The sequence below is a fragment of the Flavobacterium sp. LC2016-13 genome (genome assembly GCF_009707955.1).
Classification (GTDB): Bacteria; Bacteroidota; Bacteroidia; order Flavobacteriales; family Flavobacteriaceae; genus Flavobacterium.
Genome location: NZ_WMDQ01000004.1, coordinates 163,932 through 188,231, shown reverse-complemented (window position 1 = coordinate 188,231; position 24,300 = coordinate 163,932). Strand labels below are relative to the sequence as shown.

General features: G+C 32.6%; 21 protein-coding genes. 13 read left to right on the top strand and 8 right to left on the bottom strand.

Going from position 1 to position 24,300, the window contains the following annotated elements; translation table 11 throughout:
* The first annotated feature begins 81 nt into the window (after positions 1–81).
* The 9 genes from GKZ86_RS10090 to GKZ86_RS10055 all read left to right on the top strand — a co-directional run bounded on the left by GKZ86_RS10090 (position 82) and on the right by GKZ86_RS10055 (position 14,514).
* On the top strand, positions 82–2,883 hold the full coding sequence (locus GKZ86_RS10090) for a triple tyrosine motif-containing protein (protein WP_228526556.1): 2,802 nt from the start codon (positions 82–84) through the stop codon (positions 2,881–2,883).
* Positions 2,884–3,125: 242 nt separating this feature from the next.
* Complete coding sequence (locus GKZ86_RS10085) at positions 3,126–6,191, top strand: TonB-dependent receptor (protein WP_154782986.1); 3,066 nt, start codon at positions 3,126–3,128, stop codon at positions 6,189–6,191.
* 11 nt (positions 6,192–6,202) lie between these two features.
* Positions 6,203–7,684: a RagB/SusD family nutrient uptake outer membrane protein gene (locus GKZ86_RS10080; protein WP_154782985.1), complete on the top strand. Its 1,482-nt coding sequence runs from the start codon at positions 6,203–6,205 to the stop codon at positions 7,682–7,684.
* A gap of 12 nt (positions 7,685–7,696) precedes the next feature.
* The gene (locus GKZ86_RS10075; protein WP_154782984.1) at positions 7,697–9,313 is read left to right on the top strand and encodes a hypothetical protein; all 1,617 of its coding nucleotides are present in this window, start codon (positions 7,697–7,699) and stop codon (positions 9,311–9,313) included.
* An 11-nt stretch (positions 9,314–9,324) separates the two neighbouring features.
* Positions 9,325–10,986 carry a family 16 glycosylhydrolase gene (locus GKZ86_RS10070; RefSeq protein WP_154782983.1) on the top strand — a complete coding sequence of 554 codons (1,662 nt, stop codon included), beginning with the start codon at positions 9,325–9,327 and terminating at the stop codon, positions 10,984–10,986.
* 82 nt (positions 10,987–11,068) lie between these two features.
* Positions 11,069–11,827 (top strand): family 16 glycosylhydrolase, encoded by a 759-nt coding sequence (locus GKZ86_RS10065; RefSeq protein WP_154782982.1) that lies wholly within the window; start codon positions 11,069–11,071, stop codon positions 11,825–11,827.
* 312 nt (positions 11,828–12,139) lie between these two features.
* Positions 12,140–12,724: an RNA polymerase sigma factor gene (locus GKZ86_RS10060; RefSeq protein WP_154782981.1), complete on the top strand. Its 585-nt coding sequence runs from the start codon at positions 12,140–12,142 to the stop codon at positions 12,722–12,724.
* A gap of 50 nt (positions 12,725–12,774) precedes the next feature.
* A complete protein-coding gene (locus GKZ86_RS25235; RefSeq protein WP_194632483.1) occupies positions 12,775–12,918 on the top strand; it encodes a hypothetical protein in 144 nt (47 codons plus the stop codon).
* A gap of 531 nt (positions 12,919–13,449) precedes the next feature.
* Positions 13,450–14,514, top strand: a complete 1,065-nt coding sequence (locus tag GKZ86_RS10055) for a tetratricopeptide repeat protein (RefSeq protein ID WP_154782980.1) — start codon at positions 13,450–13,452, stop codon at positions 14,512–14,514.
* An 18-nt stretch (positions 14,515–14,532) separates the two neighbouring features.
* On the opposite strand, the gene nth is transcribed toward GKZ86_RS10055, so the two are convergent.
* The gene (nth, locus tag GKZ86_RS10050) at positions 14,533–15,186 is read right to left on the bottom strand and encodes an endonuclease III (protein WP_154782979.1); all 654 of its coding nucleotides are present in this window, start codon (positions 15,184–15,186) and stop codon (positions 14,533–14,535) included.
* A gap of 153 nt (positions 15,187–15,339) precedes the next feature.
* Between nth and bcp the strand changes: the two genes are divergently transcribed.
* Positions 15,340–15,792, top strand: coding sequence for a thioredoxin-dependent thiol peroxidase (gene bcp, locus GKZ86_RS10045; RefSeq protein WP_154782978.1), 453 nt, complete (start codon positions 15,340–15,342; stop codon positions 15,790–15,792).
* A gap of 68 nt (positions 15,793–15,860) precedes the next feature.
* Here bcp and GKZ86_RS10040 read toward each other — a convergent pair whose 3' ends face one another.
* A complete protein-coding gene (locus GKZ86_RS10040; RefSeq protein ID WP_154782977.1) occupies positions 15,861–17,321 on the bottom strand; it encodes a TonB-dependent receptor in 1,461 nt (486 codons plus the stop codon).
* A gap of 90 nt (positions 17,322–17,411) precedes the next feature.
* On the opposite strand from GKZ86_RS10040, the gene GKZ86_RS10035 reads away from it, so the two are divergent.
* The 3 genes from GKZ86_RS10035 to GKZ86_RS10025 are packed head-to-tail and all read left to right on the top strand — an operon-like array spanning position 17,412 to position 19,157.
* Positions 17,412–18,176 carry an MBL fold metallo-hydrolase gene (locus GKZ86_RS10035; RefSeq protein ID WP_154782976.1) on the top strand — a complete coding sequence of 255 codons (765 nt, stop codon included), beginning with the start codon at positions 17,412–17,414 and terminating at the stop codon, positions 18,174–18,176.
* A 12-nt stretch (positions 18,177–18,188) separates the two neighbouring features.
* Positions 18,189–18,692 carry a hypothetical protein gene (locus GKZ86_RS10030; protein ID WP_154782975.1) on the top strand — a complete coding sequence of 168 codons (504 nt, stop codon included), beginning with the start codon at positions 18,189–18,191 and terminating at the stop codon, positions 18,690–18,692.
* 45 nt (positions 18,693–18,737) lie between these two features.
* Positions 18,738–19,157, top strand: coding sequence for a hypothetical protein (locus GKZ86_RS10025; RefSeq protein ID WP_228526557.1), 420 nt, complete (start codon positions 18,738–18,740; stop codon positions 19,155–19,157).
* Positions 19,158–19,311: 154 nt separating this feature from the next.
* On the opposite strand, the gene GKZ86_RS10020 is transcribed toward GKZ86_RS10025, so the two are convergent.
* The 6 genes from GKZ86_RS10020 to GKZ86_RS10000 all read right to left on the bottom strand — a co-directional run bounded on the left by GKZ86_RS10020 (position 19,312) and on the right by GKZ86_RS10000 (position 24,289).
* The gene (locus GKZ86_RS10020; protein WP_154782974.1) at positions 19,312–19,647 is read right to left on the bottom strand and encodes a hypothetical protein; all 336 of its coding nucleotides are present in this window, start codon (positions 19,645–19,647) and stop codon (positions 19,312–19,314) included.
* A 16-nt stretch (positions 19,648–19,663) separates the two neighbouring features.
* A complete protein-coding gene (locus tag GKZ86_RS25565; protein WP_255459998.1) occupies positions 19,664–19,798 on the bottom strand; it encodes a hypothetical protein in 135 nt (44 codons plus the stop codon).
* 103 nt (positions 19,799–19,901) lie between these two features.
* Entirely contained in the window at positions 19,902–20,546 is a 645-nt protein-coding gene (locus tag GKZ86_RS10015) for an alpha/beta hydrolase (protein WP_154782973.1), read from the bottom strand.
* Between the two features lie 98 nt (positions 20,547–20,644).
* Complete coding sequence (locus GKZ86_RS10010; protein WP_154782972.1) at positions 20,645–20,971, bottom strand: hypothetical protein; 327 nt, start codon at positions 20,969–20,971, stop codon at positions 20,645–20,647.
* 5 nt (positions 20,972–20,976) lie between these two features.
* Positions 20,977–22,233 (bottom strand): dihydroorotase family protein, encoded by a 1,257-nt coding sequence (locus GKZ86_RS10005; protein ID WP_154782971.1) that lies wholly within the window; start codon positions 22,231–22,233, stop codon positions 20,977–20,979.
* A 127-nt stretch (positions 22,234–22,360) separates the two neighbouring features.
* Positions 22,361–24,289: a BatA and WFA domain-containing protein gene (locus tag GKZ86_RS10000; RefSeq protein WP_154782970.1), complete on the bottom strand. Its 1,929-nt coding sequence runs from the start codon at positions 24,287–24,289 to the stop codon at positions 22,361–22,363.
* Positions 24,290–24,300 lie beyond the last annotated feature (11 nt).

Sequence of the window (24,300 nt, the reverse complement as noted above, 5' to 3'; positions counted from 1 at the left end):
TATTTTAGTTAAAATTATTGTTTCAGCATAAAATATTCTATTTTAGAAGTGTTTTTAGAATAAATAAATAACCACAACCAATTGAAGACTAACCTTTCTCTACTTTGTTTCTTGATCAGTTCTATCCTGTTTTCGCAGGAATTACCTCCAATTGTAAAATATCCGTCGACTGTGTATGGCGCTGGAAATCAGAGTTGGATGATTTCGCAGGATGAACAGAATTATTTGTATTTTGCTAATAATGAAGGGCTTTTAGAATATAACGGGACCAATTGGGAACTTTATCCAACGCCTAATGAAACCATTATGCGATCTGTAAAAGTAATCGATAATAAGGTTTATACTGGTTGTTATATGAATTTTGGATATTGGACTCGCCAAGCTAATGGAAAATTAAAATATACTTCGCTAAGCGATACCATTAAAAATAAAATTCTGGATGACGAACAGTTTTGGAACATTTTAAAATACGATCAATGGATTTTGTTTCAATCGCTGAACCGAATTTATATTTATGATACAAAAACAAAAAGCTTTAAAATTATTTCGCCTAAAAATGGTGTTATAAAATCGTTTAGCACTAAAAATTCTATTTATTATCAAACCATAAATGAAGGTCTTTTTGAGATAGAAGGAGGAAAAGGAAAATTGATTTCTGATAATCCTATACTGAAAAAGTTTACGATTGTCAATGTGTTTACAATAGATGATGGTTTGTTGATTCAGACGCAATTAGACGGATTTTATAAACTTACAGGAACCACTTTAACACCTTTTGCAACAGAAATTGATGAACAAATAAAAGCGAGTTTTGTTTATAGCAGCCAAAGACTTCAGGATGGCAGTTATGCTCTTGGAACTGTTTCTAATGGAATTTTTATTTTATCGAATTCAGGAAAATTCCATTATCATATTTCGCAAAGCAAAGGTTTAAGCAATAATACGGCTTTGTCATTGTTTGAAGATAAAGATCAGAACGTTTGGGTTGGTCTCGATAACGGAATTAACTGCATCAATCTGCAAACGCCGGTGCATAGTTTTACAGATGATACAGGTGTTCTGGGAACGGTTTACGCATCAATTGAATTTAACGGAATGTTGTATGTAGGAACAAATCAGGGATTGTTTTGCAAAAAATATCAAAGCAACGGCGATTTTCAGTTTATAAGTGGCACAAAAGGACAGGTTTGGTCTTTGCATAGTTATGACAATACGCTTTTTTGCGGTCATGATTCAGGAACTTTTATTATTGATAATACAACTGCGAGAAGTATTTTTTCGGGCTCGGGAACCTGGAAGTTTGAACCTTCTCCAAACAATAGAAACATTTTGCTTCAGGGAAATTACTACGGAATTTCGGTTTTAGAGAAAGTAAACAATCAATGGAAATTCAGGAATAAAATTGATGGTTTCAGTTATTCTTCTCGTTATTTCGAAATTACTCCAAATTTAGAAGTTTATGTAAGCCATGAATATAAAGGTATTTTTAGATTACAATTGGATAATTCGCTTTTAAAAACACAAGAGTTTTATACGTATTCGTCTCCAAAGAAAGGAAAAAATGCAAGTTTAACTAAATTTAATAACGCGATTTATTATGCTTATAAAGGCGGAATTTTTAAACTGAATCCGAATACAAAACAATTCGAAAAAGATAAACTATTAAGTTCTATTTTTGAAAAAGACGAATATACCTCAGGAAAATTAATTGTAGATAAGTCTAATAAAATCTGGTTATTTTCTAAAAATTACATTCATTATTTCTCTGCCAGTAAATTGAGCAATCAATTAAAACAGAATATAATACCAATTCCGTCTTCTTTAACCAACTCAATGCTGGGTTTTGAAAATATTACCCAAATCTCAAAATCAACTTATTTAATTGGTACAACAGATGGTTATTATACGCTTAATATCGACGATTTAAGTTTTAAAAACTATACCGTTTCCATAACAGAAATTTCAATAAATAAACAAAATCAAACTTCAAATGATGTAGTTTTAAAAGAAGAAGGAAGTTTTAAATCGAATGAAAACAACATTATATTAAATTATACTGTTCCCGAATATAATAAATACATCAATTCAGAATATCAGTATTTATTAGAAGGATTTCAAAATGACTGGAGTGAGTGGAGCACAAAATCCTCTGTTAATTTCAAGAACTTATCACCCGGAACTTATACCTTCAAAGTCCGTGCAAAATATGCCAATACAGTATTGCAAAATACAGCCACTTATACTTTTGTGGTTTTAAAACCTTGGTATTTAACCAATCTGGCTGTTTTTATTTATTTGCTATTGTTAATTGTCATTGGTTATTTTATAAACAAAGCATATCGCAATTTTTATCACAAGCAAAAAGAGAAATTAATTGAAGAAAATAATCTTTTACTGGAGATTAAAGAGCTTGAAAACGAGCAGCAATTAATGAAATTAAGAAACGAACAACTCTCGCAGGATGTTGATAATAAAAACAGAGAATTGGCTGTTTCGACGATGAGTTTGAATAGTAAAAATGAACTTTTGGCTTTTATAAAAGAAGATTTGAAGAAAACATCTCAGGATGATAATAAAAACATTAAATCGGTTATTAGAACCATTAATGATAATATTACCGAAGAAGATTCCTGGAAGGTTTTTAAAGAAGCTTTTGACAGTGCCGATAAAGATTTCCTGAAAAGAATAAAACAACTTCATCCTTTATTAACACCAAACGATTTGCGTCTTTGTGCCTATTTACGATTGAATCTTTCTTCTAAGGAAATAGCTCCTTTGTTTAATATTTCGGTTAGAAGTGTTGAAATTAAAAGATATCGTTTGCGTAAAAAAATGGATTTACAGCACGAAATCGGTTTAGTCGAATATATACTGGCTGTATAGGAAGTCAGAAAATCCTTCGAAAACAACTATACATTACCACAACATTAACCTTTTGTTGTGATTATTACACTTATTTGTTAAAGAAATTAACATTCGGATTTTACTGTTAAATGGCGATCTATTTTGTTATATCTTAAATTTTAGTGCATTATTTTTGAGATGTATGTTTTTTGTTGTGGTTAATTTTAACGTATTCTTAATAGGATGCAATAATTTTAACTTCAATAAAAAACTAACTAATTATGAAATCTAAATTATTACTAATGGTATTATTACTGTTTACATCTTTTGCGTTTTCGCAGACGTTTGATGTAACCGGAAATGTACTTGATGGATCAGGCTTAGCATTGCCTGGCGTAAATGTAAAAGTTAAAAATTCGTCAAAAGGTACAACCACAGACTTCGACGGATCTTTTAAACTTTCAGGTGTTTCAACCGGCACCACAATTGTTTTAAGTTATATTGGATACCGAACGCAAGAAGTTGTTGTTTCCGGACCAAAAGTTACTGTTAAAATGAGTGAAGACTCTAAATCATTAGATGAAGTTGTAGTGATTGGTTACGGATCTCAAAAGAAAAGAGAAATTACCGGAGCAGTTGGAGTTCTGGACAGCAAAACACTTGATGTTTTAAAACCATCAAGAATTGAGCAGGCGCTGCAAGGAACTATTTCCGGAGTAAACGTCACTACACAATCCGGAGCACCAGGAGCTCCGCTTGATATACGTATTCGTGGTATAGCTACAAATGGAGAAAATAAACCGGCAACTATTATAGATGGTTATGTGGGAGATCTGGGTTTGCTAAATCCAAATGATATTGAAACCATTACGGTTTTAAAAGATTCTCAGGCAGCTATTTATGGAGTGCTTGGAGCAAACGGAATTATTCTCGTAACAACAAAAATGGGTAAAAAGAATTCTAAAACTAAAATCTCTTTTAATAGCTATACAGGATTTCAGGAAGCTTCCAGAAAATTATCAATTCTAAGTGCTACCGAATATGCTTTATTATTAAATGAAAGTTATGCCAATGGCGGAAAAGCGCTTCCTTATCCAAACGTAAGCGGTTTAGGAAGTGGAACAGACTGGCAAAAAGAAGTTTTAGGAACCGGTGTACCGTTATTAAACAGCGATTTGACAATTTCGGGAGGATCTGATAAAATTACCTATTCTATTAGTGGTTCACACCTTGATCAGGAAGGTATTGTAGGTGGCGACAAATCTGGTTATTTAAGAAATACAGCCAGACTAGCATTAGGTGTAGATTTGAGTGATAAAATCAAATTAAAAACAAATTTAATCTATACTTATTTTGATAGAAAAACAATTAACGAAAACGGATTAGGATCTGTATTGTTTAATGCCTTAAACGTACCGGCAACATTAAGTCCGTACGATGCAAATGGCAATTTTACATTAGTGCCAAGTACAACAGGATTTGGAACAGAAATTATAAATCCACTCGCACAAGTTGAAAACACATACAATGATTATAATTATAAAAAGCTAAACGGAAACTTTGGTTTGGATTATAAAATTTTCAAAGGATTTGTATTGTCAAGCTCAATCGGATTTAATACAGCAAACAGTGAAAGCAAAATATTTGCCCCACAAATAAATTATGGAGGAAAAGTTTTTGATAATCAAAGAAGTTATGTAACGCAAAGAACTGTAAACGACAACGATTACTCATTTGATATTTATGGAACTTATAATACAAAAATAGCAGAGAACCATAATATTACTGCAACTCTGGGAAATACTATTTATAAACAATGGGGAAATTCAGCCGTTGCAACAGGCTTTGATGTGCCTAATAATTCATGGGAGTTTGCAGATCTTTCTTTAACTAAAGGATTGCCAAGCGCTTTAAATACTGGTGGTTATGTTTATGATCAAAGAAGACTCTCTTATTTTGGAAGAGTACAATATGATTATAAAGGAAAATATCTTTTTTCAGCAATTATCAGACGTGATTCTTCTACAAAATTTGGTCCCGGTCATAAAATAGGATATTTTCCATCTCTTACAGCAGGATGGGTTGTTTCAGACGAAGGTTTCTTTGGAAAATCAGAAACAATTAACTTCTTAAAATTTAGAGCCAGTTACGGAAGTTTAGGAAATGATCAAATTCCAAATAATGGCTATTTAAGTATTTTAAATGGTGAGGCAACCTATGTTTTTGATGGCGCATTAGTAAGCGGAGCCGCAACGGGACAAATACCAAACCCGAATTTAAAATGGGAAGAAGCCAAAAAGTTTGATGTTGGTTTGGATTTAAAATTATTCAATGATAAATTTTTTGTAGTAGCAGATTATTTTATCGATACAAGAAAAGATTTATTGATACCAAATATTCCGGTTTCAGGAATTATCGGAGTTGGTGCTCCGGGAGCAAGTGCTCCAACAATGAATGCCGGTACTGTTAGAAATTCAGGATTTGAATTTGCGATAGATTATAAAGAAAAATTTTCAGACTCATTTACGATGAGTGTAGGTTATAATGTAACGTTTCTTAAAAATGAAGTCTTAGCGGTAAATAACGGAACAGGATTTATAGAACAAGGTTCTTTTGGAGTAGGACAACCGGCCGCATCACGTATGGAAGCAGGAAAACCAATTGGGTATTTTTATGGATATAAAACCGATGGTATTTTTCAAAATCAGGCGGAAGTTGATGCACATCCTTCACAATTGGCTTTAGGAGCAAATGCTTCGCCGGGAGATATTCGTTATGTAGATGTAAATGGAGATAATGTAATTGATACTAAAGACAGAACAAATATTGGAGATCCAATTCCGGATGCTACAATGGGATTCAATATTCAGTTAAATTATAAAAATCTTGATTTTGCAGCATATACATTCGCATCAATAGGAAACAATATGGTTCGTAACTACGAAAGAGTACTTTCAGATGCAAATCGTCTTGATTATGTTTTAGACAGATGGACGGGAGAAGGAACAAGCAATTCTGTACCAAGAGTAACTACAGGAGCTACAGCAAACAATGTTTTGTCTGATTATTTTGTTGAAGATGCTTCTTATTTAAGAATTCAGAACATACAAATAGGATACACAATCAATCCGAAAGTGACTCAAAAAGCCGGAATCACAAAGGTAAGACTTTATGCGGGAGTAAATAATCTGTACACTTTTACCAAATATAAAGGGTTTGATCCTGGGGCTTCATCAGGACCTACAAATCAGGATGGAGTTTCTCAATCGCCAATTGGTGCCGGAATTGACTACGGATTTTATCCTGTTCCAAGAACTTATTTATTGGGCTTAAACATTAATTTTTAATTTCAATTAAAATGAAAAAATATTTATTTACTTTTCTAATAACGATAACATTAATTCTAACTGTAACAACTTCTTGTTCAGATGAATTTGTTGATCCGAAGCCTGTATATTCTATCGATTCAGAGAATTATTTTAATTCTAAATCAGATTACGATGAGGCGTTAATTGCCGCCTATGATTTACTTCAGGCAACTTATGTAAATGTTTTGCTGGGAGAAATTGCTTCAGATAATACATTATGCGGAGGTGAAAGCCCGACAGATGTAATTGGTTTTCAGCAAATAGACGATATGACTCACACTCAGGTAAACAGCAATTTAAGAGACATCTGGAACTGGATGTTTGCAGGAGTTCAAAGAGCCAATTATATACTTGAATTTCAAAATAAAACAGATTTTTCGGGAAAAACACAGCTTATAGCCGAAACACGCTTTCTTAGAGCATATTACCAATTTGAATTAGTAAAATGGTTTGGCGGTATACCAATGAAAGCCGATGCGAGGTTTAAAATTGGAGATGAAAAAACAGTTCCGCGCTCGTCAGTTGCAGAAGTTTATGCTTCCATTGAAGCTGATTTGATTTTCGCGGCTGCAAATTTATCTCCAAATGCTGCCCAAAAAGGACGTGCGACAAAAGGAGCTGCTCAGGCATTATTGGGAAAAGCTTATTTATATCAAGGCAAATTTTTGGAAGCAGCCACTACTTTACAGGCTTTAATAACTACAACGCCATATACATTAGAAACAGATTATAATAAGATATTCGAAGCAGAAGGAGAAAACGGATCAGAATCTGTTTTTGAAGTTCAGTATACAGATGTTGAAGGCGCAGGTTTTACTTGTTTGCAATGTAGCGAAGGAAACGTAGCTGTTGGATTTAGTGGAGTTAGAAATTACACAGGACCATTATTTTCTTCAGGCTTTAGTTTTAATATTCCAACTCAGGAATCAGCAAACGCTTTTGAAGTTGGAGACAGACGTAAAAATGTTGCTATTTTAGATATTGTAGCTTTTGCAGCAGCTAATAGTGGCGTATCATATGGAAAAGGTAATGAAGATACAGGATTCTTCAACAGAAAATATTTACCAAGAAAAAGAAGTGCAGAAGCAGCCGGAGATTTGAATTTAACGAATCCAAACAATTACAGAGCAATTCGTTATGCAGATGTTTTATTAATGGCTGCAGAAGCTTATAACAGAGGCGGAATTGATGATGGAAAAGCCAGAGAATATTTAAATCAGGTAAGAAGACGTGCTTTTGGAGACAACAATCATGATATATCAGTTTCTGGTGCTGCTCTGACTGATTTTATTGCGACAGAAAGAAGATTGGAACTTTTTGGTGAAGGACATCGATTTTTTGATTTGGTTAGAACTGGAAAAGCAGCAGGAACTATTCCTGGTTTCACAGCTAATAAAAATGAATTATTCCCACTTCCAATCGAAGAAATTCAGTTTGCAAACGGAAATTGGAAACAAAATCCTGGATATTAAAAAACAGCAATTATGAAAAAAATACATTCTATTATAAGTATTTTCGTTTTAGCACTATTTTTTAGCTGCTCAAGCGATGAAAATAGCGATATTGATTTAGAAGGTTTAAGTGCACCAACTAATATATCGGCTTTGACCACAGTTACCCAGGATAATACAGGTAAAGTTACATTTGTACCTAAAGGCGAAGGTGTAACACAATATAAAATTAATTTTGGAGATGGCAGTGCAGATTCTGATTATATAGGAACCGGATCAACGGTTGCACATATATATAAAGAAGGTGTTTACAAGTCTAAAATTATTGCAATGGGAATTAATGGAAAAACTACCGAAGTTGAAAAAGAAGTAGTAGTTTCGTTTAAAGCTCCTGAAAATTTAGTAGTTGAAGTAACGAATGATTTATCAGTATCTAAAAAAATCACCGTTAAGGCAACAGCTGATTTTGCTTTGTTTTATGATGTTTATTTTGGAGAAACAGGAAAACCAGATCCGGTTTCGGGAAATAATGGTGAATCAGTTTCATATACATACCAGCAAGCAGGAGTTTACACCATTCGTGTAGTTTCAAAAAGCGCTGCAGTAAAAACGACAGAAAAAACAATTGAAGTTACGGCCAAACTGGTTCTTAATCCAACAACATCAGCACCAGCGCCACCAAACAGACAAGCTGGAGACGTGATTTCTATATATGGTTCTAAATACACAAATGTAGCAGGAACTAACTTTTTTCCAAATTGGGGACAATCTACCACTTTTACAGAATTTGATTTAGCCGGAGATAAAATCATCAATTACAACAACCTGAATTATGAGGGAATTGCATTGGCTGATAATGTAACAATCGATGTTTCCGGAATGGAGTATTTTCACATGGATGTCTGGACAGCAGACTTAGATAAAATTGATACGTTCTTAATTAGTAAAACCAATGGAGAAAAACCGGTATCAAAAAATCTAACTGCAAATCAATGGACAAGTATTGATATTCCAATTTCTGCATTTACAAGTCAGGGATTAACCGTTGCAGATATTTTTCAATTGAAATTGGTTGGAACTCCAGCTGGTAAAAATGTATTTATTGATAATATTTATTTCTATAAAACGGCTGCTCAGTCTGTAGAATTGCCACTTGATTTTGAATCGGCAACATTAACGTACACTTGGGGCGGTTTTGGAGATGCTAATTTTGGACCAATTCCGGTTTCTGTAGTAACAAATCCGGATAAAACGGGTGCGAATGTATCAAACAAAGTAGTAAAAATAGAAAAACTGTCAGGAGCTCAGGTTTGGGCAGGAGCAAGTATTAACTTAGAAAAAACAATCGATTTTACTAAAGGAACAACTGTAAAAGTAAATGTTTGGTCGCCTAAAGTTGGAGCCGATATTTTATATAAAATGGAAGTTTCGACATCGCCAAAAGACGGAAACGGAAATCCAACTGTCTTTTTTGAAGCACATGCAACCACAACAGTTGCTAATGCATGGCAGGTATTAACGTTTGATTTGACAGCTGCACCTGGTTTTAGCACAGCGAATAAATACGACAGAGTAATTTTATTCCCTGACTTCGGACAAATGGGAACAGGTGCTGTCTATTACTTTGATGACATTAAACAATCCAATTAAAAAAAGAAATCATGAGCAAAAAAATAATTATAAATATAGTATCCTTATTTGCGATTCTCCTGATGACGGGTTGTCAGAAAGATGATTATACATTTGGATCAATAGAGGCACCAACAAATCTTAAGATAACCGCTGAGATTGTCGGGAAAACGACCAATGCTCCTGACGGAGACGGTTCAGGAATGGTAAAATTAACCGCGACTGCAGATAATGCTGTTTCATTTAAATATGTATTTAGCGACGGAACTTCAGAAAATTCACCAAGCGGAAAATTCACTAAGCGTTTTACCAAAACAGGCGTGAACACTTATACTGTAACACTTATTGCCAATGGCAGAGGTGGAATTGCTTCAAATATTACACTTGATGTTACCGTTTTAAGTAATTTTAGTGATGACGAAGCCGTTCAGTTATTAACATCCGGAACCTCTAAAAAATGGTATTGGTCAGCATCAGAACCAGGACATTTAGGTGTAGGTCAAAACGATGCCGATGCAGCTAAAAATTATTATGCAAATTACTATCAGGCAGGAGCGTTCGAAAAAGCAGCTTCACCAGCCAGCAGCTGTTTGTATGATAATGTATTAACATTCTCTCTTGATGGCGAACAATTGAAATTTCAATTGGATAACGGTGGATCAACATTCTTTAATGCCGCTTTTGCAAGTGTAGCAGGAGGAAGTTCACCAGATGATGCTTGTTTAAGCTATAATGCAGGTGGAATAAAAACGGTTTCGTTAAGTCCTTCAGAATCAGTTGTGTCAAAAAACCCTGATCACGCTACACAAACGCGAGGAACCATGTTAAATTTCTCTGATGGAGGATTTATGGGTTATTATATTGGTCAGAGTTCTTATGAAATATTATCAATAACAGCCAATAGAATGGTAGTTAGAGCCGTTATGGGAGGAAATCCTGCATTGGCATGGTATCATATCTTTACGACCACAAAGCCAACTCAAAATCAAGATACAGATTACACCAATTTAGTTTGGTCTGAAGAATTTAATACTGATGGAGCGCCAGATGCTGCAAAATGGGGTTATGATTTAGGAAAAGGAGATAACGGCTGGGGAAATAATGAAAAACAAAATTATACCAATGCAGCAACAAATGTTATTGTACAAGGTGGAAGCTTGAAAATTACAGCCAAAAAAGAAGCTTCTGGTGGAGCTGATTATTCATCGGCCCGATTAAAAACAGATGCCAAATTTAAGTTCACTTATGGAAAGATTGAAATTAAAGCCAAACTTCCAATAGGAGCCGGAACATGGCCTGCAATTTGGATGCTTGGACAAAACTATGCGACAAAACCTTGGCCAGCATGTGGAGAAATCGATATTATGGAACATGTAGGAAATAACCAAAACGTTATTCTAAGCACACTGCATTATCCCGGACATTCAGGAGGAAATGGAAATACAGGATCTAAAACCATTCCAAACGTTTCAACAGAATTTCATGTTTATAAAGCGGTTTGGAGCCCGACATCAGTAAAAACTTATGTTGATGATGTAATGATCCATTCTGTAGCCAATGATGCTTCACTTCCCTTTAACAGCGACTTTTTCCTGATTTTGAATGTAGCAATGGGAGGTAATTTAGGAGGAAATATTGATGCAGCCTTTACACAATCTTCAATGGAGGTTGATTACGTAAGAGTCTATCAATAGAATATGAATTAATTAGTAAGAATGAATGAGAAGGTCAGTTTAGGCTGGCCTTCTTAATTTTTTAGAATTTAAAAACGATACTATGAAAAAAGTAGTTGTACTAATAATGCTCAGTAGTTTTTGCTTTGCACAAAATGCAAAAAGAAAACTCATCTGGGAAGAAAATTTTAATAAAAAGAAAATAAACGAAACCTTTTGGAATTTCGAACTTGGTGACGGCTGTCCGAATTTATGCGGTTACGGAAATAATGAAAGACAAATCTATACCAAAACAAATCACGAAATTAAAGATGGAAATTTAATTATAGAAGCCAGAAAAGAAGGAGATAAATACACCTCGACTAAAATAACGACTAAAGGAAAAAAAGAGTTTTTGTATAGTCGAATTGAAGCCAGGGCAAAATTACCTGTTGGTCACGGTTTATGGCCCGCATTTTGGATGTTAGGAGCTAATATTGATGAGGTAAAATGGCCAAAAACCGGTGAAATTGATATTTTAGAATATATCGGCAGAGATCCGCATATGGTATACACAACCTTGCACACGCAGGATAGTCATGGTAATACCATAAATACAAAAAGAACAGAATTTCCAACTATAGAAGAAGGATATCATGTTTATGCTATTGAATGGAATAAAGATAAAATCGATTTTTTTGTAGATACAACTTTAGTTTATACGTTTAATCCGGAAATTAAAAATGAAGACACTTGGCCGTTCAATAAACCATTTTATATTATTGTCAATTTAGCTATCGGAGGCAATTTTGGAGGTCCTGCTGTAGATGATACTATTTTACCGCAAAAGTATTATGTAGATTATGTTCGGGTTTATGAATAAAATTAAATAATATAAATATTGTTAAAAAAAGAAGTGTAACTTATTTAAAATAAATGATTTATATAAAATGTGCTTCTTTTTTTAATTTGTTAAAACATTCCCATTATTTGATATTTTTGAAGGCTTTGGTCGTAAAGTTTAAAATTAATTATGATTTTATTGTTAATTATTGTTCCAATCATTTGCTTTTTAAAATAATTATTTGTTAAATTTGGACTGAATATTAACAGACATAAAAAAGATACGCCTATACAATAAAACTACTTTTTAGAAAATTACTTAGATTTTAAACAGAACTAAAAAGGTAGTATTATGGCTGATCTGCATATTCCAGACGCTCTATTAGTAAAAAATTATGTCGAAGGCAATGAAAAAGCTTTAGCGACATTGATAAAAAGGCACGAGTCTAAGATATATGGATTTATATATTCTAAGATAGCTGATAGAGATATTTCAAACGATATTTTTCAAGACACTTTTATTAAGGTAATAAAAACCTTAAAAAGCAATTCATATAATGAAGAAGGTAAATTTTTACCTTGGGTTATGCGTATATCACACAATTTAATTGTAGATCATTTTCGCAAAACCAAAAAAATGCCGATGTACAGAGAAACAGAAGAGTTTTCGATTTTCTCAATCATGTCTGACGATTCTTTAACCATAGAAAATAAAATGATCTTTGATCAGGTTGAGGTTGATCTAAAAAAGATCATTGAAGAACTTCCCGAAGATCAAAAAGAAGTTTTAGTGATGCGTATGTATCAGGATATGAGTTTCAAAGAAATTTCAGAACTTACAGGAGTTAGTATCAATACAGCATTAGGAAGAATGCGTTATGCATTAATGAATTTGAGAAAAATAATTGATAAACATCAAATTATTTTAACCAACTAATACTATTTTGAATATTAGGTCGTTATACTATTATAAAACATTTTCATAGTATGGCAAAAATTTACTCTAAAAAAGCATTAGCTTCTAAAAATCTTAAACCTAAAAAAGAAGTCGTTTCTTTTTTATTAAACTACTCACAAGCGTTGACTGTTGTGAAGATAGACGATAAAAGTTTTGAGATCATAGCTAATTAAACAGCCCACTACTTTGGTCGGATGTTTATTTCGAAAGAAAAACCAAATGGTCGTTTTGGTTAAAAGCTCACTATTTGTATGTAAATACAAGTAGTGAGTTTTTTTTTAGGATTTAGTTTTTAAACCTATTTTTTTGCATTATTTAAAATATACGCATACTCTTATTTTAAATATATGATTTTAATAAGTACTTCTTTGTTTTAATTCTAATTATCGATGTTTTTCTGTTAAAACTTGATATTTTTCATTTATTTATACTTGTTTATTCAAATTTTAGTTTATTTTAGTTCAAAGTAATTTTTATTCAATTAAAATATGAAACTGATTTAGTTTTGTATGAAAAAACTTTAATTGTAGAAAATTTTCCAGTTATAATGCTAATGAAATAAAATGTTTAACCAATTAACCAAAAAATTTATGAAAAAAAACTACTCCGGATTATTTTGTCTTGTTTGTTGTGTTTCTTAATGTTCAATGAAGAATAGTAAGACCATTCATAACCAAATCTAGTAACAACTAAACATGACCAAAATGAAAAATAACCAAATAATATTGATATTCCTTCTCTTTATGAATATCGGAGCATTTGCTCAAAAAGAACAAATAAAAGATGCGCAATCTTTATTTGATGGCGGAAAAAGCCAGGAAGCATTGGCAATTTTAAATAAAGTAGAATACCTTATACTTAATGCGCCAGATGAAGATAAATCAGATTTTTACTTTTTAAAAGGAAATGTATTAAAAGACTTAGCTGTAAAAAATATAGATGCAGTTAATAATTTTACATTGGCATCACAATCGTATCAGGACGTATTTATATATGAAAATGAATCAGGTAAATTTAAATTTACCATTAAGGCTAATGAAGCTTTAAAACAAATGAAATCTAGCCTTGTTAATGGTGCAATGACCGATTTTAAAGCAGGAAAATTTAAAGAAAGTGCAGAGAAAAGTTATAAAGTTTATTTGTTTGATAAAAAAGATACGCTGAATTTATTCAATGCAGCATCTTCATCTGTAAATGCAAAAGACTATGACTCCGCAATTAAATATTATGAAATTCTAAAAAAGATTAATTTTTCCGGAAAAAGACTTTTGTATTTAGCCACAAGCAAAAAAACAAAAGAAGAAGATGTTTTTGTTTCGCCAAAAGCAAGAGAATCAGCAATTCAGCAAGGATTGTATGAAAAACCAAGAACAGAGTCCGTTCCTTCTAAAAAAATAGAAGTGAATACAAACTTAGCTGATTCTTATCTGGAAAAAAAGGAATACGCCAAAGCAGAAACAGTTTATAATTATGTTTTAGAATTGAATCCTAATGATATTGATGTTTACATTAATTTAGCTTACTTAAAGTTACAGCTAAAGAAAGATTTAACGGATGAAATAGCATCTTTAGGAACTTCGGCAGCAGATATGCAGAAATATGATAAGTTGAATGCTAAAAAAGATGATATTGCCCGTAGTGCGATTCCATATCTTCAAAAAGCCCTTGTTATAGAACCTAAAAATTCAGATGCAACAAAAACACTTTTGGGTATTTACAGGTCTCTTGACATGACAAACGAATACAATGCGCTGAAAGGCAGTATGTAAAATAAAATAAAGAAGCTGCTAAACCTTTTTAGCAGCTTCTTCTATTATAGATTTTTTTCCAATAGTTCTCGTGATAATATCTTTTTCTAGACTCCAGCCACGAGCAGGCGAATACTCACGTCCGTACCAAATAATCTGAAGATGTAAATCATTCCATAAATCTCTAGGGAATAATCTTTTAGCATCTTTTTCTGTTTGTACTACATTTTTACCGTTCGAAAGATTCCAGCGATACATCAACCTATGAATGTGAGTATCAACAGGAAAAGCCGGAACACCAAAAGCCTGCGACATTACTACACTAGCCGTTTTATGGCCAACTGCTGGCAATTCTTCAAGAGCTTCAAAACTCTGCGGAACTTTTCCATCATGTTTATCAATCAAAATATGCGACAAACCATGAATGCCTTTTGATTTCATTGGTGATAAACCACAAGGGCGAATAATTTCCTTAATTTCTTCTACCGACATTTTAATCATATCATACGGATTATCAGCCTTTGCAAAAAGTATTGGAGTAATCTGATTTACACGAACATCCGTGCATTGTGCTGAAAGCAAAACAGCAATTAATAATGTATAAGGATCTTTATGATCAAGGGGAACAGGTATAGTAGGGTAGAGTTCTTTTAACGTATTTATAACAAATTGTACGCGAGCTTCTTTATTCATTTCCGTATTTTTAGTGTCGTAAAAATAAGGAATTATAAATTATAAGTTATGAGTTATTAATTGTGAGTTTGAATGTAATTCTAAAATCCACAATCTATATTCTTTACTCTTTGTTCTTTCTTCTAAAATTAAAACAATCTAAAATAAAAATATATGACAACATTAAAAGCCGGCGACAAAGCACCAAATTTTTCAGGAATAGATCAGGATGGAAAATCCCATAAATTGGCAGATTATGCCGGAAAAAAGCTAGTAGTTTTCTTTTATCCAAAAGCAAGTACACCAGGTTGTACGGCAGAAGCTTGTGATTTAAGAGATAATTTCGAACGTTTTAAAGCTAACAATTATGAGCTTTTGGGAGTAAGTGCTGACAGCCAGAAAGCGCAATTAAAATTTAAAGACAAATACGAATTTCCTTTTCCATTATTAGCTGATGAAGATAAATCAGTAATCAATGCATTTGGTGTTTGGGGACCAAAGAAATTCATGGGAAAAGAATACGACGGAATCCACAGAACAACTTTTGTAATCGATGAAAACGGAGTTATTGATGAGGTTATCGAAAAAGTAAAAACAAAAGAACACGCAGCACAGATTTTGAAGTAATCTTTTATTTCAGGTTTCAAGTTTCAAGTTTTGCTGGACCTGAAACTTGAAACCTGAAACAAAAAAAACTAAATATTTTGCTCTAATTCAGTTTCAGGATGATATCCAAATAAATGGTGTTCCTTTATAATTTCGGCAACACCTGATGGAAGCATAGGTTCCCAACCAGATTTTCCCTGGCTAATCATTTTCAGAACCTCACGAGAGAATACATTTAATATTTCAGTATTGTAATCTTTAATATCAACCACTTTTCCATTGAATTTGAAGAATTTATACAATTCCTTCATTCGAGGATGAACTTTCAGGTTTTCAGAAGTAATAATTTCTCCATCATCGCCCAACATTGGATATAAGAATACCTTCATATCGCGATAGAATAATTTCCCGAATGCTTCCAGAATTCCACCACTTAAATGACGGTAGTATTTCTCATCAAAAATATCAACAAGGTTGTTTACACCCATTGCCAATCCCATTCTGGCTTTGGTATAATTAGAAAAATATTCAACCACTTTATAATATTCCTGGAAATTAGAAATCATAACCGTTTGACCTAGAGAACAAAGCAATTCGGCTCTGTCCATAAAATCACGCTCATCAATTTCACCATCCGAACGTAAATTCGAAAGCGTAATTTCAAAAACTACTAAAGTATTATCTTTTTCAACTTTATTTTCTTCGAGAAACATTTTTAATGATTTCTCATACATATCAAGATTTACGTTCGTAACCGGACGGAAACTTCCTCTAAAAGCAAGTAAATTCTTTTTGTATAAAACAGCGGCAGGCAAAACATTCTTTCCTTCAGGATTAAACATTACGGCATCTGTCATTCCGTTTTTAACCAATTGCAAACTCATTAAACGATTATCAACATCAGCAAAACGAGGTCCTGAGAAGTTAATAGTATCAATTTCGAGTTGGTCTTTGTCTAAGTGATCGTATAAATAACGCAGTAAACGTTTTGGATCATTGTATTTGTAAAAAGCACCGTAAATTAAGTTTACACCTAAAATTCCCAGTGTTTCTTGTTGTAGTCTCGCGTCAGTTTCTTTAAAACGAATGTGAAGAATAATTTCGTTGTAAGCTTCGTCAGGTTCAATTTGGTATCTAATTCCAACCCAACCATGACCTTTAAATTGTTTTGCAAAATCTATTGTAGCAACAGTATTGGCATAACTGAAGAAAAGTTTGTTTGGATGTTTCTCTCGGCTTAAACGCTCCTCAATCAGTTCACCTTCAAACGTAAGCATTTTTTTAAGCCTGTTTTCGGTTACGTATCTTCCGTCGCCTTCAATTCCGTAAACCGCATCACTAAAATCTTTGTCATAGGCAGACATTGCTTTTGCAATTGTTCCCGATGAACCTCCGGATCTGAAAAAATGCCTAACTGTTTCTTGTCCAGCGCCAATTTCAGCAAATGTCCCGTAAATATTCTCGTTTAAATTAATGCGTAACGCTTTGTCTTTTATAGAAGGAATCTGTTCGATGACCTTGTCACCTTTGAGTTTTATTTCTGTACCCATTTTATTTTAAATAGATTTGTTACAAAGTTAGCAAATTAGGCTTCTAATGAAAGAGAAATAATCCTATTTTTGTAAAAAAATTAAGTTCAATTGAAGATCTATTTTTTAGGTACTGGTACTTCTCAAGGCATTCCAATTATTGGAGTCGATCATCCTGTTTGTAAAAGCACTGATGCTAAGGACAAAAGACTTCGCGTTTCCATCTGGATTACGTGGGGCGAACATTCGTATGTAATAGATTGCGGCCCTGATTTCAGGCAGCAAATGCTTTCTTGCGGATGTAGGCATCTCGATGCTATTTTGTTTACGCACGAACATGCAGATCATACCGCAGGTTTAGATGATATTCGCCCGTATAATTTCCGTCAGGGAGAAATTCCGGTTTACGCACATCAGCGTGTAATCGATAATTTGAAACGCCGTTTTGACTATGTTTTCGAAACCGTAAACAAATATCCCGGCGCTCCAAGCGTTAAAACAATTGAAGTTATCAATAACAAACCTTTTGCTGTTGGAGATAAAATGGCCATTCCGGTAAATGCCATGCATGGTGATTTACAGGTTTTTGGATACCGTATAGACGATTTTGCATATCTGACAGATGTAAAAACAATCGAAGAACCTGAAATAGAAAAACTGCATAATTTAAAAGTACTGGTTATAAATGCATTGCGTGTAGAACCGCACGACACCCATTTTAATTTGCAGGAAGCACTTGATTTTATAAATTTAGTTAAGCCCGAAAAGGCTTATCTAACACACATTAGCCACGTTTTAGGGTTTCATGAAGAAGTACAAAAACAACTCCCTAAAAACGTTTTTCTGGCTTACGATAATTTAGAAATTACAATTTAATTATACCACAAAATGAAAAAATCCTTAATGCTTTATCTTTTTATCCTTGCGATATTAATGAATGTTTTTACTTATATGTTTTACAGTAATGAAGTAAAATTTGGACAAGAAAGATATGATAAAACCACTAAGAAACTTAGAGACAGCATCAACTTAGTATCATCACAATTAGCCGAAGCAGATTATTTTTCCCTGGCACATAATGACAATGCCCAAAATTACTTTGATAATAGCGCTTCTGGCGGGAAAGTAATTTTATTTGAAAAATTAATTCCAATAGTGACAGAAAAATTATTAGACTTCAATTCAAATCCAAACGGAAATCCGTACACAGGACAAGATAAAATTGATGGAAAAAAATTCATTATCAATAAAGTAAAAATTTTAAACCACAGATGGATCATTGCTGACTATAGCAATGGAGAATTGTGGGGAGAAGTCTTGTTAAAATACTTTGTTAGTGATGACGAAAGTATTACTTTTGAAGTTAATCAATCATTGTTATATCAAAAATAGGACATCATAGTCCTATTTTTTTAGCAATTTAAATTAATAGGATATATGAAAAAGATGTTTTTATTTTCAATTGTTGCTGGCTTTGCATTTTCTTGCGCGCCAAAAGTTTCACAAGAAAAAAATACTACAAAAGAAGAAAAAGTTTTAGTCGGAGGAGATGTTGATGCTCATGGCTGCAAAGGTTCAGCCGGTTATACCTGGTCTATCCTGAAAAATCAATGTATACGTATTTTTGAAGGCACAAAACTATCTCATGCCGAAGAAACAGGGAAAACATACACGACAGCTGCATACGTAATTTTTGAAGGCAACAAAGCCGAACTTTTCCTTGATACCCAAAAAGAATCTATTATTCTGGAAAGAAAATCAGAAGGCGATTCCTGGACTAAAGGAGATTTGCAATTAATTCCGTGGAAAGGTTATGTTCTGAAAAAAGGTGGAAAGATTATTTATACAGGACAATAAAATTAATAATATTATTTGTTTTCAAAATAAGGGAGACCATCATTAACGATTGTTTTAATTTCAATTTCATTTTCCAATCTTGAGATTAAATGAATATGATGGTCGCCATTATTCGGATCTTTTATTATAATATTTTCGCAGATAAAATTATTATCTAGATTTTGCTTTTCAAACATTTTACAAAATAAATCACTTCTAAACTGAGCATCTGAAATATGTTTACGTTTCTTATTTTTAGTGATAGGCTCGTTACTACAATAAAAATATAAGACGCTATTGTTTTCTCATCAAGAAACCTTTGAATGGTTGATGAAAAATGAAATAAAGTTTTTCCGTTATTTATCTGACTCGGGCTTTCCATTATTTCAATTGTAATATCTACAATCGGTAGATTAAAAGTATCCGGAAGATGAGTTTTGCTAAATTCTGTAAATTTTATTAGATACTGAAATCCTTCAACCGTTGTGTACGGTATAACTTTATCAAACATATCTCTTTATAGGAAATTATTTTTTTGGAAAATATTTTGCCCAATCAGAACGCATCTGTTCTTTACGCTCTTCTTTTGCTTTGCGTAAATTTCTTAGATTGTCTAAAAGACGATCAGACGGTTTGTCGATATGAATAGTTGAAGTTTTCATTTTACAAAGTTACAGAATAATTGCTAAAGAACAATTCTAAATAAAAATATGTAAAAACTTACAAATATTAGAATGCTTCAGATCTAATAGAATGAATATGAATCTATCCCACCAGCCAATTCTTGAAATCAAAGAAATTCTGTGGCGCAACACCATGTCCAACAGGATATTCTTTATAAGTAACCGGAATATTTAGTTTTTCTAAAATAGCAGGCGTTTTTCTGGCCCAGTCAATCGGAATTACCTGATCTACAGTTCCGTGTGAAGCGAATATTTTTAAGTTTTTAAAATCGTTTTTCTCAAAACCTTCTTTAATAATTTCATGATTAAAATAGCCACTCATTGCAACCACTCTCTGAATTTTTTCAGGATAAGAAAGCGCAACAGAATAGCTCAAAATAGAACCTTGACTAAAGCCTATTAAAGTCACATTATTAGCATCAATAGGATAATTAGCAACTAATTCATCTACAAATGCAGCAATCAGATCTCGAGAAGATTTTGCTTGTTCGTTATCTGAAAATTTATTTTGGTCAGCATCAAAATTAATCGCGTACCACGCATAAGCACCATATTGTAAATCGTAAGGCGCTCTTGCAGAAATAATATAATAATTATCAGGAAGTTCAGTAGCAAACGAAAACAAATCAGCTTCGTTGCTGCCGTATCCGTGTAATAAAAGTAAAACAGGATTTTTATCTAAAATAACTTTTGGTTCTTGTATTTTATATTCTAAAGATAGATTCATTTTAATTGTGAATTGTGAATTGTGAGTTGTAAATTTTGGACTTTGTAAAAGTTTAAAACTTACACAAAGTTTTCCAGATTTGAAATTTGGGATTTAATTTATCCGATGCTTTTAAACCATTTTTGGAATAACGCGCCAACCAAAGGAATTGGTCTTGTCTGACCTTGAATAGCAGAAAAAATTCCATAAGTCCAAAGAATTGAAATACAAATCCACATTGGAAAAGTGATCATAAAACTGTCGAAATTGCTGATAATAGCTCCGAAAGAAATAAATGCCAAAGACAATCCTAAAGCCTGGCGAATATGAAAAGAAGCAAAACTATTTTTATTTTCTGAGTTCATCGACATGGCAATTAAAACACCAATAATTAAGATATAACTGGTAATTGCGATTGATTTTCCTTCTTCGATTGAATTATTCATTGTAATTATTTAGAGATAACAAGTTGATTTTGATTTAAAATTCCGTAAACAGAACCTTTTATTTCAGTTCCTAAAAAAGCAGAATTTTTAGATTTTGAAAGAATATTTTCTTTCGTAAAAGTAGAATTTCCGTCTGGAGTAAAGAACGTAAAGTTTGCTCTTGAACCTTCGGAAATTGTATTATTTTCAATTCCAAAAATCACTTTTCCTATAGTAAGTTTTTCGATTATAGTTTCTAAAGGTAATACCGTTAACAAAGCTCCAAATGCACTTTCTAAACCAATTGTTCCGTTTTTGGCAGTATCAAATTCCATTTTCTTGAATTCAATATCAATTGGATTATGATCAGAAGTAATCAAATCAATTGTTCCGTCTTTAATTCCGTTTAGTAAAGCTTGTCTGTCGCTTTCAGTTCTTAATGGAGGCGTAACTTTAAAACGAGTATCAAAACCTTCCAGTTTTTCATCGGTTAAAACCAAATGATGTACAGCAACACTGCAAGTTATATTTAAGCCTTTTGCTTTAGCTTCTTTAATTAGCTCAACCGATTTTGCTGTAGAAATTGTTGGAATATGAAGTTTTCCGCCCGTATATTCTAATAAATACAAGTTTCGCGCTACTTGCAGTTCTTCAGCTAAATTCGGGATTCCCTTCAAACCTAATTTGGTTGAAACAATTCCTTCATTGGCAACTCCATTTCCTTTTATATTAGCATCTTGCGCGTAAGTAATCACTAATCCGTCAAAATCCTGTACATATTGCAAAGCGATTTTTAAAAGATTGGCGTTATCGATACTTTTGTTATAATCTCCAAAAGCAACCGCTCCGGTTTTCTTCATATCAAATAACTCAGCCATATCTTTTCCTTCGCTGGCTTTTGTTAAAGCACCAATTGGATAAAGTTCTGTAGCAAAACCATTTGCTTTGTTTTTTACGAAATTTACCTGCGATTGATTATCAATAATAGGGAAGGAGTTTGGTTGTAAAACAACGGCTGTAAAACCACTTTTCGCAGCAACATTCAATCCGTTTGCAATAGTTTCACGATCTTCATAACCTGGTTCTCCAAATGAAACACTGCTGTCAAACCAACCTTGAGAAAGATGCAAATTATCAAATTTTACTTCGGTTGTGTCATCAATATCAAGAATTGAAGTTCCTATTTTTTCGATTAAACCATCTGCAATTAAAAGATCAACGGTCTGGTTATGAAACGGACTTTTTGAATCGATAATTTTGGCGCTTCTGATGATTATTTTCATATGTAGATTTTTTTTATTCAAACATAAAATGTTTTTATTTCTACCATTAAGAGATTAAGTTAAATTAAGAAGGCTCAAAGCGTTATAATCTTAATCTCTTAATGGTTCGAAAAAATAAACTTAAAGTTTATTTCACAAACTTAATAATTGCCATTTCTAATGCTAAAAATAACAGTGCAAAGATAACAAACCATTTCCAAATTTGACTGTCAGTTCGTTCAGTTTGTAACGTGTTAAAAATAGTTGAAATCGTATCGGCGGTTTTAAAATCAGAAACCACATTGGTATTTACCTGACTCAAATCGCTTTCGCTTCGTTTGTAATTGAAACTCAAATTTTCAACGGATTCTTTTTTATCAAAAACACCATAATTTCCTGCAGTTTCAGGAAAATCATTAAAAACCAATTTTACTTTATTGTTCAGTATTTGTTGAATCGGAATGAACGAATCCTCATTTCCTCTTACTTCTAAAATAGCATCTTTACTTAATAAAACATCTACAAAATAAGGCTGGTTATTGCCAATTGTTAATGCATTTACTCCGGTTTTTTGATTGTTTTGTCCCATTTTATAAAACAAAGGAACTATTAACGGAGATTGCTGAAAGTTTGAATTGATTGCGTTTATTGGTGCAGAAAAAACAGTAATTCCGGAAACCGGATTCTGAATCATTGTTGCAAAAACACTTTGATCTTCATAAGATAAAACCGCCGGATATGGACTTGATATTTCAAATGAAGTATTTGTTTTTGGATATTGAAAATTCGTGATTTTATTCTCAAAAACACCTGAAAATAAAGGATGGTCAAAATTGATTTTGGTAATCAATTTACTTTTGTTTTCAATGTTTTTGAATTGGATTTTTCCAAAATTCGCTAAGAATGTATTTAGATTAGAAATTGAACTTTTTTCAGAAGGAATTACAACTAAATTACCACCTTTAGAAACAAATGATTTTAAAGTGGTTTGCAAAGCTTGAGGAACTTCTATCAATTCATTTAGAATAATAGTATTTTGTTTTTCTAAACTATTATAATCTAAACTACTAATCGAATAGTTGTTATAATTGAATTCAGTTGAAGTATAAATTCGGGACAAGAAATTACTTTTTTCAGGTTCTCCGATACTAATAACATTTATTTTTTTAGCTTTCGAAATGCTGAAATAAAGCTTGTTGTCGTAAGTTAATCCATTATCTTCAATAGTTACATAGCCGTGGAAAGCTTCTTTTGGAATCGTAAAATTGATTTTCTTTTTCTTCGCATCAAAATTGATAATTGTTTTGGCAATTAATTTATTTTGATTGTACAAAGCCATCGAAATAGGTTTGAAATCTTCGCCATACGCCGATAAATTAACGCTTATTTCGTAAAAATTTTCTAATGTCTGATTGATGTAAACGCTGTCAATCGCAACATTGTTTTTTTGTTCAGCTTCAGAAATAAGAAAATACGGTTTTTCTTCTGTATCAATATTTTTCACATCTTTTTCAGCCAACCCAACCGCATCTGTAATGATGACAATATCTTTTTTATGGGATGATTTATGTGCTTTTACCTTTGCCATTATCGACGAAAGCTCAAAAGGAGTGGCGCTGTATTTTAGATTTTGTAAAGCACTTTTAGACGATTTTATATCGGTATTCCAGTAATTCTCAGTATTGGTTAATAACGAAAATTGAGCAGTTTCAGGAGTGTTTTCCAGTAATTCCTGAACGGCACGTTTTAGTAATTCACCTTTTTTTCCTTTTGCCTGCATACTAAACGAATTGTCCAGAATAATATACATTTCGTTTGATGCATTTTTGCTGTCTTTGGCTTCAAAAAAAGGTTGGGCAAAAGCTAAAATGACACAAGTTAGCAGTAATAAACGAGTGGCTAATAATAGCCTTTTTTTGATTTTAGAACTCTTACGGGTTTGAACAGCAAGTTCTTTTAAGAAACGTACGTTTGTAAAATAAGAGGTTTTAAAACGTCGTAATTGAAACAAATGAACCAAAATAGGAACAATCAATAAAAACAGAAAGTAGAGAATTTCGGGTTGTTTAAAATGCATTCTGGCTTTGA

Coding starts and splice junctions, on each gene's coding strand:
- GKZ86_RS10085 (WP_154782986.1), top strand. CDS start 3,126: ATGAAATCTAAATTATTACTAATGGTATTATTACTGTTTACATCTTTT.
- GKZ86_RS10080 (WP_154782985.1), top strand. CDS start 6,203: ATGAAAAAATATTTATTTACTTTTCTAATAACGATAACATTAATTCTA.
- GKZ86_RS10075 (WP_154782984.1), top strand. CDS start 7,697: ATGAAAAAAATACATTCTATTATAAGTATTTTCGTTTTAGCACTATTT.
- GKZ86_RS10070 (WP_154782983.1), top strand. CDS start 9,325: ATGAGCAAAAAAATAATTATAAATATAGTATCCTTATTTGCGATTCTC.
- GKZ86_RS10065 (WP_154782982.1), top strand. CDS start 11,069: ATGAAAAAAGTAGTTGTACTAATAATGCTCAGTAGTTTTTGCTTTGCA.
- GKZ86_RS10060 (WP_154782981.1), top strand. CDS start 12,140: ATGGCTGATCTGCATATTCCAGACGCTCTATTAGTAAAAAATTATGTC.
- GKZ86_RS25235 (WP_194632483.1), top strand. CDS start 12,775: ATGGCAAAAATTTACTCTAAAAAAGCATTAGCTTCTAAAAATCTTAAA.
- GKZ86_RS10055 (WP_154782980.1), top strand. CDS start 13,450: ATGAAAAATAACCAAATAATATTGATATTCCTTCTCTTTATGAATATC.
- nth (WP_154782979.1), bottom strand. CDS start 15,186: ATGAATAAAGAAGCTCGCGTACAATTTGTTATAAATACGTTAAAAGAA.
- bcp (WP_154782978.1), top strand. CDS start 15,340: ATGACAACATTAAAAGCCGGCGACAAAGCACCAAATTTTTCAGGAATA.
- GKZ86_RS10040 (WP_154782977.1), bottom strand. CDS start 17,321: ATGGGTACAGAAATAAAACTCAAAGGTGACAAGGTCATCGAACAGATT.
- GKZ86_RS10030 (WP_154782975.1), top strand. CDS start 18,189: ATGAAAAAATCCTTAATGCTTTATCTTTTTATCCTTGCGATATTAATG.
- GKZ86_RS10025 (WP_228526557.1), top strand. CDS start 18,738: ATGAAAAAGATGTTTTTATTTTCAATTGTTGCTGGCTTTGCATTTTCT.
- GKZ86_RS10020 (WP_154782974.1), bottom strand. CDS start 19,647: ATGTTTGATAAAGTTATACCGTACACAACGGTTGAAGGATTTCAGTAT.
- GKZ86_RS25565 (WP_255459998.1), bottom strand. CDS start 19,798: ATGAAAACTTCAACTATTCATATCGACAAACCGTCTGATCGTCTTTTA.
- GKZ86_RS10015 (WP_154782973.1), bottom strand. CDS start 20,546: ATGAATCTATCTTTAGAATATAAAATACAAGAACCAAAAGTTATTTTA.
- GKZ86_RS10010 (WP_154782972.1), bottom strand. CDS start 20,971: ATGAATAATTCAATCGAAGAAGGAAAATCAATCGCAATTACCAGTTAT.
- GKZ86_RS10005 (WP_154782971.1), bottom strand. CDS start 22,233: ATGAAAATAATCATCAGAAGCGCCAAAATTATCGATTCAAAAAGTCCG.
- GKZ86_RS10000 (WP_154782970.1), bottom strand. CDS start 24,289: ATGCATTTTAAACAACCCGAAATTCTCTACTTTCTGTTTTTATTGATT.